This is a genomic window from Oceanobacillus piezotolerans, from assembly GCF_003665065.1.
In the GTDB taxonomy this organism is placed as follows: domain Bacteria; phylum Bacillota; class Bacilli; order Bacillales; family Amphibacillaceae; genus Oceanobacillus; species Oceanobacillus piezotolerans.
The window spans coordinates 388,216-403,916 of sequence record NZ_RCHR01000004.1 but is presented as its reverse complement, the minus strand read 5'-3'; the positions used below and the strand labels follow the sequence as shown (position 1 = coordinate 403,916).

The window sequence follows — 15,701 nt, the reverse complement described above, 5'->3', positions numbered from 1 at the left end:
ATGGAGGGACAGGTGCAGCATCCGATGGTTACGCTATAGCGGACATTTTACCTGTCCCTGTAAAATAATAAAACCTCAAATTCCTAAACCCACGATTTCTTGCTTTGCGCAGATTGTTAAAATCTACTTTCGCAAGATTTTATTCAGACCCGTATGTTATACAAATTCTACTTATAAATAATGTTTATTTAATAGGTATGTTTTAAGGCAATTCTCTAATCCAACGAACCCAACCACGAATAGTTGATGCACGTCTTCCAAATGTGCTTTCTTTGCTTATGTGATATAGTTTATGATATTTCATTCTTGATATTATAAAATGTGTAGGAACAATTTTTCTTCCTTTTTTCTTTGTGCTTTCTATCTTTACTGTCTCATCATATATTTCCTTAAAGATTTTGTGCTGAAGTATCTTTTCAGCTAGTGTTAAGTATTTTTGTCTAAAAGGTAGTTCCATAACTCTCCTACCTTCTTCATTCAAAGCAATATAGGTATCTTTTCCGAGCGAATAACTTTCAGCTAACCCTAAATAAATACAACTATTTGCATAATAGTCACTTTGTCTTTTGTGAAAATCAAATAGGTCTGAAATTTCTTGTTTATTAATATCCCTATCATATAGAAATCCTAGTAAATCTACTACTTTCTTAAATTTATCCGCTTGTGGGAATGGAACTTCTGGCTCTGGTACAAACTCAGTAGCATTTTGAACAACAGCATCTATATCCTTTATGGTTATCGATTCGTGTGGGATAATATAATCTTTTTGTTTAATTAATTTAAACGAATTAAATGTTTCTTCATTTGAAAATTCATACATAAAAAAACTAAATTTATCATTTGAATATGTAAAAAATACCGGCACAACATCTTTATCTATCTTATTCTTCCATACACGATAAGGATAGAATAATTGTCTTACATTGAAATCTGTAACGGTTTCATTTTTGGCTTCTATGACTGCAAATTTAGTTCTTCCCTCATAACCGCCATCAATTTCAATCTGGGCCGATTCAACATTGATGAGTGTGTGACCCACACCATTCCATATGCGGAATTTGAACTTACCAGAACCCATTCTATTACTAACAGTATGTTTAGTCTCTTCACCTAAAAAGTCATCAATCATTCCACTATGATATGCAAAGTGTAAAGACGAACTTTCACTATACAGGTTTTTTGCATCAATCGTTTGAATTGTATAAGGAATGTTTAACTCTACTGGTTCCATTTTTTTATATGTTACATCAGCAAACATTTGAAAACTACCAATTATATATTTACTTCTTGAAATCGGTAAAATACTTAAATTATTTTCTTTAAAAATATCTGGTAAATTATTTTCGTGGTCAAACTTACACATTAATCGAGGTTCTCTATACTTTCGTATAGAAGACGCCTCAATAATGTAATAACCATCTTTATCGATTTCAACAAGAATATTGTATTCTTTAAAAATTTTGTTCCAGGCTTTATCGTTCTTTGTTTGTGCCATCTGCAATCACCATTACCTCTGTTATTTTCCCTCGTCCTTCTTTTTTTGAATTTACGTTTCTACTTGCTTCGACTTTAATAATTTGTACACCAGGATAATTATAAAGTTTATTAATAAATAAGGTATCGCTATTACTTAAAATTACATAACAGCCCTTTTCGTACAATTTAATAAATAAATTCCTTAACCTTACTTGATCCCAATCACCGAAGGAATCCTTAGTATAACTTGTAAAAGAGGATGTTTCATTCAAAGGGTCATAAGGTGGATCAAAGTAAATTAAATCTCCGGCTTTTGCCCCTTTTACAGCAGACTCAAAATCTTTATTGGTAATACGAACATTATTTTTATTTAGGTATTCATGGCATCTTCTAAGAACTGATTCGTTAACATAATCAGGATTCTTGTATTTACCAAAAGGAACATTAAAATACCCATTACTATTTACACGATATAATCCGTTATAACCGGTTCTATTTAGATAAATAAAACGAGATGCTCTATCTACATCACTTTTAGTAAAATAATCATCACTTCTGTCTTCTGCTCTTACCTTATAGTAATATTCTTCCTCGTTTCTATGCTCTTTTAATTTCCTTATTAATTGTTCAAGTTTTCTTTTACTTTTAATAACTTTATATAAATTAATCAGCTCTGCATTTGAATCGTTAATAACCGCATTCTTTGGTGCTAAATCAAAAAGCACAGCACCCCCACCAACAAAAGGTTCGTAGTAAGTGCCAAAAATAGACGGGACATATTTTCTTATTTCATGTAAGAGCTGACGTTTTCCTCCTACCCATTTAATAAATGGTTGTAAATTGTCCATCTTCGTACCTCTTCTCAATAAAAAAATTGGTAATTCTATACATTACCAACAAGTGACTAGTTTTATTATTTTATTATACAGTAAGATTATCTAGCTAGCAAAGGAAACGGAACTGATGTTCGTTAATCGTGTATTAGTATGTTTGAAAAAATTTGATTTTTTCATGGTTTTAATAAGGTTATTATATTTTTACTAACCTTCTAGAAGTTCCTATTCTGTCCCAATTAAAAATTACTGTAATAGTGGTAAGTATAAAATAAAAATACTATATTATCAAAAATTAGACTAACGTTAAGAAGTAACTATTAATTTTTACTAAAATCTAATGACTCTGTACATCTTTAAGTTAGAACTTATACCTGAAGCTAGATACTTACTCTCGATGAACAAATGGGATTTTAAGGTGGTCTTCTTGATTAGGAATTAGTATGATAAAATGGTTGTTGAGCGAATTCCTTTTACATAAAATAGAGATAGGAGAAGGTGTGCTTTGTTGATAGATGTATTAAGTATTGCGTATAATACGGTCTCAAAAGAGGAAGATCCTAACATTCCATTTCCACAAGCTGATACTTTCGATAACATAATAAAATTATTAAATCTTTTATATAAAGGAGATTTAAATAAGTACAAAATAACTGACCATTTTAAATTCACTTCAAGACAAACAGATTATTATACTAACTCTGCTATTTACTTAGGATTTGTAGAAAAAAGACATATTGAAAAATCGGTATATTTTACCCTTTCAGAAAAAGGTTATCAAACTTTTTCTTTACCAGAAAAAGAAAAACACTTGGCAATCATTAAATCAATCTTTGAGCACTCTGTCTTTAAAAGGGCATATATAGAGTGGTATGAAGAAAAATTTATCACAAAAGACCGTGTTGTTGAAATTATGTTAGAAGAAGACTTGAGAGTAGCATCTGATTCCACTTTATATAGAAGAGCAAGAACCATTATCTGTTGGATTGAGTGGATTAATGATATTGAAAATAAAATGATTAATAATTCTAGCTTGTAAAACAATTGTTTTCAAGCCTTTTTTAATTCACTGAGTATGAGAGGGTTGACTACTTTATGTACACCCAAGATTAAACTCCCAAGTTTTTTTTAATTATATGTTAAAATAATTATATACTTTAGACCTAGAAATTTTATTAAGCTCAATGAGGGGTGAGTATTTGAGTTTTAAGGAATTAGATATTTCATTCCAATACCGTTCTGACAATGAAAGCGGTAATATAATAAATGACTTTTATATACCTGTCCTTGCTAAGTCAGTTAATTACAAGAGAGCGGTTGGTTACTTTACTAGCCACTCACTTTCACTTGCTGCTAAAGGAATTATCGAATTAATGAATTGTAATGGGAAAATGCAATTAATTGCATCACCGAAACTCAATGAGGAAGATATAGAATCTATACAAAAAGGGTACGCAGCAAGAGAAAATATCGTAGAGAAATCTTTATTAAGGGAAATAAACAATATAACAGATGAATCATCTCTAGAACGTTTGAACTACCTGGCTTGGTTAATAGCAAATAATCAATTAGATATTAAGATTGCAATGTTAAGAGATAAAAATTCCTTTGGGATTTTCCATGAAAAAGTAGGGATATTGGAAGATAGGGACGGAAATCATATCGCTTTTACTGGATCTTCTAATGAAACAGAGGGAGGGCTTCACAGTAATTTTGAATCAATTGACGTTTTTTGTTCATGGAGAGGGAATGAGTTGCACAGAGTTGAAAAGAAACTGGAAAACTTTCAATCATTATGGGAAGACAAAACAGAAATGGTTCAAGTATTTGAATTCCCAGAAGCTGTAAAAGAAAAACTGTTAACATATAGAAAAACAGATTATAAAAAACTTGACCCAGAAGCAAATAGAAGGAACGAATTGAAAATAGAAGGTCTAAATCATCCTAAAATTCCTGATGTAATTAAGTTACGAGACTATCAAAAAGAAGCCATTATCAGTTGGTTTAAAAACGATTGTCAGGGATTATTAGAAATGGCAACTGGTACTGGAAAGACTATTACTTCTATTACAGCTGTAACTAAACTCTTCGAAGTAACAAACAGACTTTGTGTCGTTATTGTCTGTCCTTATACTCATTTAGTAGACCAGTGGGTCAAAGATTTAAAACTTTTTAATATGAACCCAATAGTTGCCTATCACTCTAGAAGCTTATGGGAAGAAGAGCTAAGGAATAATATTTCCGCTTTTAATGCGAAGGTAACTGATCATTTTTGTGTTATTATGACGAATGCGACTTTTTCATCACCAACTATGCAAACTTTACTAAACGAATTACATGCTGACACAGTATTTGTCGCCGATGAAGCCCATCACTTAGGTGCTGTTAATCAGAGAAAAAGATTGATTAAATCTATCCCGTATCGACTAGCTCTAAGTGCTACCCCAAACCGCTGGTATGATGAAGAAGGTAGTAATGAATTGTTGGCATATTTTGGAAACAAGGTCGTTTTTGAGTTCGGCCTCGAAAAAGCTATTGGAAAATTTTTAACCGAATACTTTTATTATCCTGTCCTTGTAACATTAGATGAAGACGAAAGTGAAAAGTATTTTGAAATTACTAGAAAAATAAGTAGAATTTTTAACCAAAAAAATGAGGATAAAGAACAAATTCTAGAAAGCTTATTGATAGAAAGAGCAAGAGTGCTAAGTGCAGCTCGTAATAAATTATATAAGCTTAAAGATTTGTTTAGCGAATTTAAGGATAGTAAATATAACATTGTATATTGTGGGGATAGTACAGTTGATGATGACAAACAAATTGACAAAGTAGTAAAAGTATTAGGGAGCACTCTAGATATGAGGGTACACACGTTTACTTCTAGAGAAGACAAAGAAGAACGAAAAGTTTTACTCAATAGATTTGAATCGGGTGATTTACAGGCATTAGTTGCAATTAAATGTTTAGATGAGGGCGTAGATGTTCCTGCTACACAAAGGGCCTTTATTCTTGCAAGTAGTACTAATCCAAGAGAATTTATTCAAAGACGTGGGAGAGTTTTAAGAAAGTATCCTGGAAAAAAATATTCCTATATATATGACTTTATTGTAATTCCTAGAAATTTGGAAGAAATTCAGAGGATAGAGCCCGAACTCTTTAACACTGAGCGTAATTTAGTCAAAAGAGAGTTAACAAGAGTGGTAGAATTTGCAGATTTAGCAGTAAATGGGCCAGTTGCCCATGAAACCCTTAACACACTGAAAAAAAGTTATAATTTATTAAATTACTAATGGGGTGCTTTAGATGGAAAATGAGAAGGAAAGAATACACAATCTTTTAAACGAATTACCTGATGAACATACACTAATATTAAAAGAAATCTTACAAGCAGAGAAGGACCTTCTTCATAAAAAATCGCTACAAGGAACAACGATAGTAAGTGAAATAGTTAATATTATTAAAGAAAGGATAAAAGAATAATGCTTATAGAGTCCATTAAGTTACATAACTTTCGACAGTATTATCAGACTCAAACGATTGATTTTTCGACCTCTCTCACAAGAAATATTACTGTTATACATGGTGAAAATGGTTCCGGTAAAACTGCATTATTAAACGCGTTCGGCTGGTGTTTATACGGTATTTTAAATTTACCTAACGAAGATAAAATCATAAATGAACATGCACTTAGTACTGCTAGAAAAGGCGAAATAGTTGAGGCCTTTGTATTGATAAAATATAACCATAATGATAAATCATATACTTTGAAAAGAAGTGTTAAGGCTGAAGTCGGAGAAAACGAAGTTTATTATTTTGAACCTGAGCTTTTATTAGAATATAAAAATAATGGTTTATCAGATATTATAAACAATCCTCAGATTGAAGTGGAAAGAACTCTACCTTCGGATTTACGTTCCTACTTCTTCTTTGATGGTGAGAGAATTGATAATTTATCAAAGGAAAGTGGTACAGATGATATCAAAAATGCAATTAAGTCCATTATGGGGTTAGAGATACTTGAGCGTGCTATATCACATACTGGAAGTGCAAGGAAGAAATTTAGAAGTGAAATGAAGAGATTTGGTGATACAAAAACCAATACCTTAATAGAGGAAATAGAAATTCTAGAAAATAGAGAAAGTGAAATTCTATCCGATTTAGACTTACAAAAGCAGAATTCTATTCTTAATGATAAACATATCAAAGAACTAGAAGCGCGCTTAAAAACAATTGAGGGTGCTAAACAACTTCAAGAACTTCGAGATAAAAAAAATCTCGACCTTAATGATGTCAAAAAAGAAATTTATGGTATACAAAATCATCTTAATGAGGTAATAGCTAAACAAGGTTACTTAGCGTTTAGCTACCCTGCTTTACAAAAAGCCGAACGAATTCTTAAAGAGAAGAAAAGTGATGATGTTATTACAGGAGTTTCAGAAGACTTTATTGATAATTTAATAGAACAAGGTACATGTATATGTGGAAACCATATTAGAGAAGACTCTGTTCACTATAACCATTTGATTACTGCAAAAAAATTAATTAATTCTACTCCTATTGAGCAAAAGGTTATGGATTCCTTAATGAATCTTGGAGTTATTCGTGAGAAGAAGGAATCATTATTTAAAGAAATTAAACAGCTAAAAGAAAATGAACTAATTAAAATCCAACAACAGAAAAAGTTAACTGAAGAAATTGAAGAAATTAGTCTAAAGTTATCAGAAAAAGATTCTGAGGAGATTAGTGAGTTAGAAACTAAACGCGTGAAATTAACTCGACAAAAATCAGAGATTGATAGAAAAATTGGCCAGTTAGAAAATGAACAAAGGAATGTTCAGAGAGAATTAAAGGAAAAGAAATTAGACCAGTCAAAATTAGATAATCAGGCAGACAAAGCTAAGTTAACGCAAAAACGCATAAGTGCTTGTGAGAACTTAGAAGAAGTTATGAAGGAAATTTTAAGGATCCGAGAGGGGTTAGTCCGAGCTGAACTACAAGATAAAATAAATGAAGTTTACAATAAATTTCTTCGCAAAGATTACAGTATTGAGCTAACCGATAATTATGAACTTCAAGTTATTAACCCAAAAGGAAATATTGTAGGGATGTCCCAAGGAGAAAGACAGATAACAAGCTTGTCCTTTATTGGAGCTATCGTAAATATTGCGAGAGAACAACATAAAAAAGAAGTGAAAAATGAATTTGAAGATGGTGGAATATATCCTATAGTAATGGACTCCCCGTTTGGAGCTCTTGACTCGGATCACCGAGAGAGAGTTGGGCAAAACATCTTTAAACTAGCGGACCAGATTATTGTTATTGTTTCTACTTCCCAATGGCGAGGAGAAGTGGAAAAGCAAATGCATAGTCAAATTGGCAAGGAATATAATTTGGTATATAACGACCCTAGGATTAATAAGGATAAACCATATGAGTTTACTGCTGTTAAGGAGGTAAAATAAGGTGATACGACGACGAATTAAACGCCCAAAAGAACAAGATTCTACCTATCGAAGATTAACAGATAAAGATGAATTCGGTTTATTTAACTCATATAAAGAGGTCTTCATGCTTGCTGGAACGATTGGATTCCTTGAGAAGAAAAGAAAACCTTTTACATCTTCAGCTGAGGGGCTATTATGGGATAATTTTAGTTTAGAAACAGATGAACCTACGATTAATATGGTTGCCCTTACTGAAACACAAGATGTAAACATATTGCAAGATGATGATGAAACGTTTGATAAGAAATTAAGGATATTTGAGGAATATGCAGCTGGTGGAATTGAAATCCTTGAGCAAAAACTATTAGAACAACCAAAGTACATGTTGAATAACCTTTTTGACATGATTATGAATATGGAAAATGATGCTTCTGAAAAAGAGAGAAACTTAAAGGGTATTGCAGATATGATTTTTTAGTTAGAGTTGGGAAGTTTATATAACTTCCCTATATCATTTTGTGATTGGAGAATGATATGGATATTTTAGATATTGTGAATAATTTTATTAAGAAGAAACAGGAAGTTAGCCCAGAAATTATAATTTCGAAACTAAACAATGGTGTTTCAGAAGAAGAACTCCTTAAGGAGTATGATATGACAAAAGAAGCGCTTGCCAAAATGTTTAGTGAAGCGGGCTATTTTTTTAATTCATCAAAGAGAATATGGTCTAAGAGAGCTGATACTCTCACACTTGATGATTTATGTAACATTGTTTCAAAGATGTACAATGAACAAGTTTCATTATCTTATATTGCTGAGAGCTATAAATTATCTGAAAAACAACTAATACAGGTACTAGAAGATAATAATTTTAGAAATAGATGGACCGTTACCGGAAATACCTTACCAATAAATGATTCTTTCGGAAAGGCAATGCGTTATCTTCACCAATTAAATATTGAAAGAAAAAGTGTTGAGGAGATAGCTAGAGGTGAAGGCAAACCAGTCTCGTATATTGAAGAACAATTAAAAAAGGCAAATTATAGGAAATTCTGGGTCTTAGAGGGTAATACTACTGCTAATTATGCAATACCTACTATAAAAGATAATAAAGTTCTCTTGGATTTAAAAACTGGTGAACCGAATGTTTTATATATAAATGGAAGAAACTTCTTCACTTTAAAACAAGTAGCAAGAACTTTAGGAATAAATGCAAAATTAATAAGAGAAAAATACAATGATGAATTTAATAACAATGTGCATTACGTGACTCCTATGAAATACTTTAATACTGATGAAATCGAAATCTTTAACGCTTGTCCCCATATAAATTATATTCGATTTGAAGCATTATATACTGAGATAGGATTATCTCTTTTCGCTTCACTTACAAATACAACAAGCTTATCTCGTAGAAAAATTGTAGAATTAGAAAATCTATTAATGAATTCACGAGGACAAGAACAAACAGAAGAAAAGTCTACGTTATCAAACGTGGCTACTATTTCTGATAACCAAGGTAGTAACAAAACATCTGATACAAATAATAGTGATAATGAATTAAATCCGAAAATAATTGTTCAAACAGTAAATGCTGGTGAAAGTCTTACAGTAATAGCAAAAAAATACTCGGTTCAGGTAAGTCAAATTACTAAATTGATAAGAAATGCTGGATATCAATTTAATTCATTCTTTAAAGTGTGGACCGAAAAGAAGGAGAACACACTTATAGAAGCTTCGATTAGAGAGCTAAACAAGGGTATTACTCTATACGATTTCTCCGATAAATATGTGAAAAACAAAAAAGAGAAAATTCTATTTGCAGACGAGTTAAGAAGAAAAATTGAGGATCTTGGTTATAATTTTGACCAAAAAACTAAAAGATGGGTCTTGAAAAGTAATAAATCTTTAACGAATCAAACAGTTAAAGATGCAGCTACTAATTCATCACCATTTAAGGAAACAACAGGTGAAAGATTGGTTAAACCAAATAATACACCGTTAAAAAATGAAGAAGATGCTAGCGGGAATAACAAGCCTATAATTTCTACCGAAGAAATTATTGGAAAGTTGTACAGTGGGTCTACTTTAAAGACTATTGAGGAAGATACAGGTATTGCAGCAAATCAGTTAAGAATTCAACTGAAAGCAGATGGATATAAATATGATAGTTTTTTCAAGACCTATATAAATAGAAACAAGGCAGTATTCCTTAAGAATATTGCTGAAGATATCATTAATGATAAAACCTCTGTTGAGCAAGTTGCTTCTAAATTTGGTGTATCAAAAGACGAGCTAGAAGAATTATTGGAAGCATATGGATACAATATTAAAAATAAAAATGAGCCAGAAACAGAATCAATTGAAGGAACAGTAGTTGAAACTAAAAAAGCAATTCAATACCAAGAGAATGAAGATGATGCTGGTTTAGTAGAAAGTAAAGATATTATTAGAGCTACTGAGACTGTCATTGACATGAGTCTTTCTCGGGAAGAAATACTTCTTATAAAAGAGCTTTTAAGGGATAAAGAGAAGGAAAAAGATGAGGTCAATTCCGGTAAGCAATCAGTTAAAATTTATTTAAACCAAAAGCTACTTGAGAAGGTTGAAGAATTTACAGAGAGAAACAATATTACAAAATCAAATCTTGTTGCAAAGGCCCTTGAAGAATATTTGGATAGGTTAGATTTTAAGAATGAATTTTAGGAGTCTCAAACTATAGAGATAACGTTCAAACTAAATTGAATATCAACACGAGATCCATTCATCTATATCTTCAAAGACTATTAATCCTAGAGATTGAGATAAGGTTAAGAAGAATTTTCACTTTAATGCAGTGTTAGAAGGGACACGTAGGAGCCGAACGCTGGGTTCTATTATTGTAGAGGATTTAGGTAGAGAGATTGGAATCCCAGCCTCAAAATGACAGTCTTATTGGTACTCCTATGCAATCAAATCTGCCAAAAGGTTCTAGCCTTAATCAGGCAAGAACCTTTCTTATATCTTTTAATATAACCTAAACAACTAAATTCTCCTTTTCCATCATCAAAATCAACTCCAAAGCAGACATCTCAGGCAAGTAACTTAAAAATTGTTCTGCTTCATTGAACGAAGAGAAAGAAAATACTTGTAACTCTGCTTGCGAGTAAAACTTTCCATCTGTTTCTTTATTTAATCGATAAACTCTCAGAATAACATTCCGTGATACTTCATGATAATTTTCCCCTAATATCAAAACGCCAAGAGTTGTATTGCTTGGACTAAAAAACGTGGATAGAAGGGCATATTCTTCTAATAATTCGTTATCAATAACTACTATTGGTTCCATAAGGCACCTACCTTTAATTTTAAGTATGTACTCCTATATTCGGCAGATTATTAGAGTATCCTTCAAAGAGAATGTAAATTTAAATTAATATGTCTAAAGTGAATCTTAAGATATTAGTAATCCTTCCATATTTAGACAAATATCCTGAGAATTACTTAAAAATAACTCCAAACACATTTCTGCTCTTTTATATTGTTTTCGTAAAATATAAGGTGAAACATCTATCAAAAGTTGGGTGTCGTTAGAAAAAGTGATGATGGAGGAATCAGATTGGTTCTTAAGAGGATGTTTTTCTATCTCTTTTACATGCTTATAGAATATCCAACAACAATTGGAGTGGGAAGTTGAGTGAGTAGGAAAGGAAATAATGTGAAGGCTTGGATTAATTGGAATAGGGATTTTACGTTTATAATTCATTTGGTGCATTACAGCTTTTCTTCTTCCTTCATAGGTTGAAAGATAGACTAGGCAAGCCTTTTTAATTAAATCTATTGGTGTTTGATTAATGAAAAGCTGTTTGTCTTTTTCGATAATAATGGTCTTATAATCTTGATGCATGATTGGTATTAGAGCTGCGGTTTGCGGGTTAATGCTGTAATCAAGGATAGTTTGCTTCATTTGAGGACACTCCTTATTTTTGAGGTTTTTAAACAGGAAAGAAAGAGGAAGTGTTCAGGTGATTATTCATTTCTGTGAATCGTTTCGAACACTTTTGTGGTTATATTTAGGATTTGCAGATGTTAATAATAGACTGGAAAGATCAATCGTCTTCGGCTTCTCTTCTTGCTTTTTCAACCACCCATTCAAAATGGTCGGTTAATTCCTTTAGTTGTTTAGCGTTCAGTTTTTGCCATTTCTCAAGATGGAGAATGTATGGAGAAGTGATGCCTACCTTTTGAAAAATGGCAAGCAGTTCATTCAATTTATCTACCTTAGCAGCTTCTTTCTCGTCTTGCTTATACTCTACTCCTGTAATCAACTTATCCAGAGAAACGTTGAAAATCTCAGATAACTTGATAAGGGTTTCGATATTAGGAGTTCGTTCTCCCTTTACATATAAGCCAAAAACATTGTCGGAATAGCCAAGCATTGTGCTTACTTCTTTTTTACTATAGCCAAACTGGTCCGCTAACTTTTCTAATCGTAATCCTAAGTCATTTACCATTCATACCACATCCTGTTTGACTAAAAACTACCATAATCTTCTATTAATATTCGGAAAACACACAAACTGTGAGTTAATAGATTTTTTTCTTTAAAAACACACAAAATGATATTTTTTTTAAAAATGCTCTAACTTAATGATTTAGGTACAAAATTTAATTTTGTACCTGCTTTTTTGTGCCTTTTTCTTTTTTTGTCAAAAGAACGAGAAGTTAGGCGATTTGTGATAGGGATGGTATTTTTCTATGGTATGGGTAACAACGAGAAATACAACAGGATAGAAAAAGTAATAGAAAGGATGATTGAATGGACAAAAACAAGGTAACATTTGAAGAGGTTTTTAAACAGAATGAAAACAGAATCCACTATCATATCCAAAAGCTAGGTATTCGTGATTCAAACCGGGAGTTTTACACGGGAGGATTATATGCCATGTGGATGGCTTATAAGAAATACGATCCAAACAAAGGACCTCTCTCCACTTACTTTAACTACACCATTCGTAACCATCTCATCGATATGCTCCGGAAAGAAACCATAATCCATGAGAATAACAAAAAGCTTAAGCAGGAAGTTATTACAAAAAGATATAAAGGGAATCACAACAGTAACACCAACCTTCCAATTATGAATCCCTCTGGTATGCATATAAAAGGGCAAGATGAATGGAAACCACTCTTTTCATTGCTAACCCAAAAGCAACGAAAGTGGGTGAATTATCACATTATATTAGGACTTTCCATAAAGGAAATTGCGGAACGAGAAAGTGTAACTGTAGAAGCAGTGAAAGGATGGGGAAAAGAAGCTAGGAGGAAATTAAGAACTTGGGCAAAAGATAATGAAAATATGCTGAAATAGGGAGTGAAATGGATTACCTACTCCCTTTTAAAACATCTAAAAATTAATATTCGGAACTCGGAAAGGATGTAAGATATGAATTATTTAAAAGAACTCAAAGCTTTTAAAGAATGGGTCACCTATCAAGAGATTTCAACAAATTCGATTGCACTATGGCATACGCTCATGTTAATTAACAATGCAACGGGCTGGAAAGAGCGATTTAATGTACCTAGTATAACAATTACACAGCATTGTCGATTATCAAAGCAACGCTTGTCTGAAGCAAGATTACAGCTTGTAGAACTTGGTCTTATCAAATACGAATCTGGTAGAAAAGGGAAAGCTCCTGTATATGAAATGATTCCTATTGAAGAGCCTTTGTACAAACGGGCAAGTGACCTGTCCGCTGATCAACCTCAACAAATTTCTAGTGAAAATGCTGGACTAATATCGGACAATTCTATACTTAAATTGCATCAAACATACGGAGCAAATTCGGATCAATCCCGGACTATACTTAAACATAAACCAAAACAAGACAAAAACAAAAATAGCAGCGACAGCAATGGGCCAGAGAATAAAAATCCTTTTATCGTCTATGAACAAAACTATGGAATCCTTCGACCTTATTCAAGAGAAGCAATGATTTCATGGTGCGATGAGATTGGGGATCAAATTGTTATTCATGCTATTGAACTGGCAGTGAAACGTGGCGGGAGGTCTTTTAGCTATATAGAAGAGATCTTGAAAGACTGGTCAAATGCAAAATTAGAAAGTATCGATCAGGTCCTTGCTTATGAGCAAGAGAAAAAATTAAATAAGAAAAATATGAGACCTTTTGAGCAGCGTAAGAGTGGCAAGCAGGAAGCACTTTTCACAGAGTTAAGAGAGGAGGCGAAGGTAAATGATGCAAAAAGAAGCAGTTGAGATTTTAGAAACAATTTCTGAGTTTTATCCAACGTTTGAATTAACTAAACGTAAAGCAAAGGTATTGATCTCGCATTTATTGCTAATGGATTACGAAGGGGTAAAAAACAACTTGATTATCTATATTGCTAAATCTCCATATGCACCGAAACTGAGTGATATTGCAGTGTACCCACCAGAACCGAATATGCATCTAGAGAAGTGGAAGAAGTGGGAGGAAGAAGCAAAAAAAGTACCTGAAGAAGTAAAACAGAATTTTCGAGAGCAATTTGACAAATTACTGAAGGAGATCTCTCCTAATGAATAACGTAAATTATGAAGCAGAAGCTGCAGTGCTTGGAACAATTCTAATTGATGGGACACTTTTTCAAACTTTGGAAGTACAAGAGGAACAGTTTTATTTTACAAAGCATAAGCGAATCTATCAGGCTATGAAACAGGCTATTGTTAAAAGAAAGTTTATTGACTTGGTAATGGTAACGACAATGCTCGGTGATGAAATCAAACAGGTGGGCGGTACAACCTATCTTCTCGAAATGGCAGAATCTGTAGCAAGTACAGCTAGCTTGAAACAGCATGAACAACTACTCTTTGACGCCTATCGAAGAAGGCTATCGCTATCTGCAGTGAAAAAATATACAGATGAACCGAGTGATGAAGCATTAGATATACTTCTTAAAGAGTTAGAATCCTATCGGGACATTGGGGCGTTTTATGAAGAAAAGTCAACAAGAGACCATTTACTAGAAATCAGTAAAGAATTGAGCAATCCAAGTCCTGAAGAATTGGGATATAAGACAACATTATCTTCCTTTGATTTAATGACGGGAGGATTACAAAAGGGTGACCTTATTATTATTGCTGCCAGGCCTTCTGTGGGGAAAACTGCATTTGCACTGAATCTCGCGGCGGGTCATTGTAAAAATAGGGGAAGGTCTATTATTTTTAGCTTGGAAATGGGGGTCAAGCAACTGTTAAGAAGAATGATTTCTGCGGAGGCAATGCTAGATGGATCGAAATGGCGTAAAATCCATTCTGTGTTTTCAGCGGAGGATTATGAGCATGCAATAAGTGCCATTGGTCTTCTTTCTACGTGGAAGCTGGAAATCATCGATACCAAACGCACAATAGCAGCTATTCGCTCAACTATTCGGAAAAGGTATCATGATAACCCCAAGGAAAATCAACTTGTTATTATTGATTACTTACAGCTAATCACCCCAACAACTAATCGAAAGGAACGGCGTGACTTAGAGATTGGTGAGATTACAAGAGAACTAAAACTGCTTGCTGTTGAGTTGCAAATCCCCATCATTTTACTTTCACAATTATCTAGGGGCGTGGAATCGAGAAATAATAAGCGCCCACTCATGTCAGACCTTAGAGAATCAGGCAATATCGAGCAAGATGCCGATCTCATAACCTTCCTTTACAGAGATGATTATTATGATAGACAGTCAGGAAAGGCGAATATTGTTGAGGTTAATATAGCAAAGCATCGGAATGGGCCTACTGGGACGGTGGAGCTAAAGTTTAGGAAGGAGTTTGGGAGGTTTGGGGAGTTGGGGGAAGGCTAGAGTTTTAGAAAAAGATAAGTTCTTTGATATATTTTGTTCAGTCTTAAATGAGATTTTTCTTATGAATTTCTTTCTAATCAATTAAAAATATAAATACAGCTCCATATAGAAT

General features: G+C 32.9%; 15 protein-coding genes. 10 read left to right on the top strand and 5 right to left on the bottom strand.

Annotation, left to right across the window (positions count from 1 at the left end; translation table 11 throughout):
- Window positions 1-202: 202 nt before the first annotated feature.
- Both D8M04_RS13550 and D8M04_RS13545 read right to left on the bottom strand, forming a co-directional pair.
- Window positions 203-1,495, bottom strand: coding sequence for a type II restriction enzyme (locus D8M04_RS13550; RefSeq protein ID WP_121523854.1), 1,293 nt, complete (start codon window positions 1,493-1,495; stop codon window positions 203-205).
- Window positions 1,473-2,324: a DNA adenine methylase gene (locus D8M04_RS13545; protein ID WP_121523852.1), complete on the bottom strand. Its 852-nt coding sequence runs from the start codon at window positions 2,322-2,324 to the stop codon at window positions 1,473-1,475. Before D8M04_RS13545 ends, D8M04_RS13550 begins: the two co-directional genes overlap by 23 nt.
- A 490-nt stretch (window positions 2,325-2,814) precedes the next feature.
- On the opposite strand from D8M04_RS13545, the gene D8M04_RS13540 reads away from it, so the two are divergent.
- The 6 genes from D8M04_RS13540 (at window position 2,815) to D8M04_RS13520 (ending at window position 10,459) form a co-directional block, all read left to right on the top strand.
- On the top strand, window positions 2,815-3,348 hold the full coding sequence (locus tag D8M04_RS13540) for a DUF7226 domain-containing protein (RefSeq protein WP_121523851.1): 534 nt from the start codon (window positions 2,815-2,817) through the stop codon (window positions 3,346-3,348).
- A gap of 160 nt (window positions 3,349-3,508) precedes the next feature.
- Entirely contained in the window at window positions 3,509-5,599 is a 2,091-nt protein-coding gene (locus D8M04_RS13535; protein WP_158595130.1) for a DEAD/DEAH box helicase family protein, read from the top strand.
- A gap of 13 nt (window positions 5,600-5,612) precedes the next feature.
- Window positions 5,613-5,789 (top strand): hypothetical protein, encoded by a 177-nt coding sequence (locus tag D8M04_RS20035; RefSeq protein ID WP_158595129.1) that lies wholly within the window; start codon window positions 5,613-5,615, stop codon window positions 5,787-5,789.
- Complete coding sequence (locus D8M04_RS13530; RefSeq protein WP_121523847.1) at window positions 5,789-7,771, top strand: AAA family ATPase; 1,983 nt, start codon at window positions 5,789-5,791, stop codon at window positions 7,769-7,771. The genes D8M04_RS20035 and D8M04_RS13530 overlap by 1 nt, the downstream gene beginning before the upstream one ends.
- A gap of 1 nt (window position 7,772) precedes the next feature.
- On the top strand, window positions 7,773-8,231 hold the full coding sequence (locus tag D8M04_RS13525) for a DNA phosphorothioation-associated protein 4 (RefSeq protein ID WP_121523845.1): 459 nt from the start codon (window positions 7,773-7,775) through the stop codon (window positions 8,229-8,231).
- A gap of 56 nt (window positions 8,232-8,287) precedes the next feature.
- Window positions 8,288-10,459 (top strand): LysM peptidoglycan-binding domain-containing protein, encoded by a 2,172-nt coding sequence (locus D8M04_RS13520; RefSeq protein ID WP_121523843.1) that lies wholly within the window; start codon window positions 8,288-8,290, stop codon window positions 10,457-10,459.
- Between the two features lie 310 nt (window positions 10,460-10,769).
- On the opposite strand, the gene D8M04_RS13515 is transcribed toward D8M04_RS13520, so the two are convergent.
- The 3 genes from D8M04_RS13515 to D8M04_RS13505 all read right to left on the bottom strand — a co-directional run bounded on the left by D8M04_RS13515 (window position 10,770) and on the right by D8M04_RS13505 (window position 12,246).
- Complete coding sequence (locus D8M04_RS13515) at window positions 10,770-11,081, bottom strand: hypothetical protein (protein ID WP_121523841.1); 312 nt, start codon at window positions 11,079-11,081, stop codon at window positions 10,770-10,772.
- Between the two features lie 105 nt (window positions 11,082-11,186).
- Window positions 11,187-11,699, bottom strand: a complete 513-nt coding sequence (locus D8M04_RS13510) for a competence protein ComK (RefSeq protein WP_121523839.1) — start codon at window positions 11,697-11,699, stop codon at window positions 11,187-11,189.
- 142 nt (window positions 11,700-11,841) lie between these two features.
- The gene (locus D8M04_RS13505) at window positions 11,842-12,246 is read right to left on the bottom strand and encodes a helix-turn-helix domain-containing protein (RefSeq protein WP_121523837.1); all 405 of its coding nucleotides are present in this window, start codon (window positions 12,244-12,246) and stop codon (window positions 11,842-11,844) included.
- Window positions 12,247-12,551: 305 nt separating this feature from the next.
- Here D8M04_RS13505 and D8M04_RS13500 point away from each other — a divergent pair, with 305 nt between their 5' ends.
- The 4 genes from D8M04_RS13500 to dnaB all read left to right on the top strand — a co-directional run bounded on the left by D8M04_RS13500 (window position 12,552) and on the right by dnaB (window position 15,589).
- Window positions 12,552-13,103, top strand: a complete 552-nt coding sequence (locus tag D8M04_RS13500; protein WP_121523835.1) for a sigma-70 family RNA polymerase sigma factor — start codon at window positions 12,552-12,554, stop codon at window positions 13,101-13,103.
- 75 nt (window positions 13,104-13,178) lie between these two features.
- The gene (locus D8M04_RS13495) at window positions 13,179-14,012 is read left to right on the top strand and encodes a DnaD domain-containing protein (RefSeq protein ID WP_121523833.1); all 834 of its coding nucleotides are present in this window, start codon (window positions 13,179-13,181) and stop codon (window positions 14,010-14,012) included.
- On the top strand, window positions 13,990-14,319 hold the full coding sequence (locus tag D8M04_RS13490) for a hypothetical protein (RefSeq protein WP_121523832.1): 330 nt from the start codon (window positions 13,990-13,992) through the stop codon (window positions 14,317-14,319). Before D8M04_RS13495 ends, D8M04_RS13490 begins: the two co-directional genes overlap by 23 nt.
- Complete coding sequence (dnaB, locus tag D8M04_RS13485) at window positions 14,312-15,589, top strand: replicative DNA helicase (RefSeq protein WP_121523830.1); 1,278 nt, start codon at window positions 14,312-14,314, stop codon at window positions 15,587-15,589. The genes D8M04_RS13490 and dnaB overlap by 8 nt, the downstream gene beginning before the upstream one ends.
- Window positions 15,590-15,701: the final 112 nt, after the last annotated feature.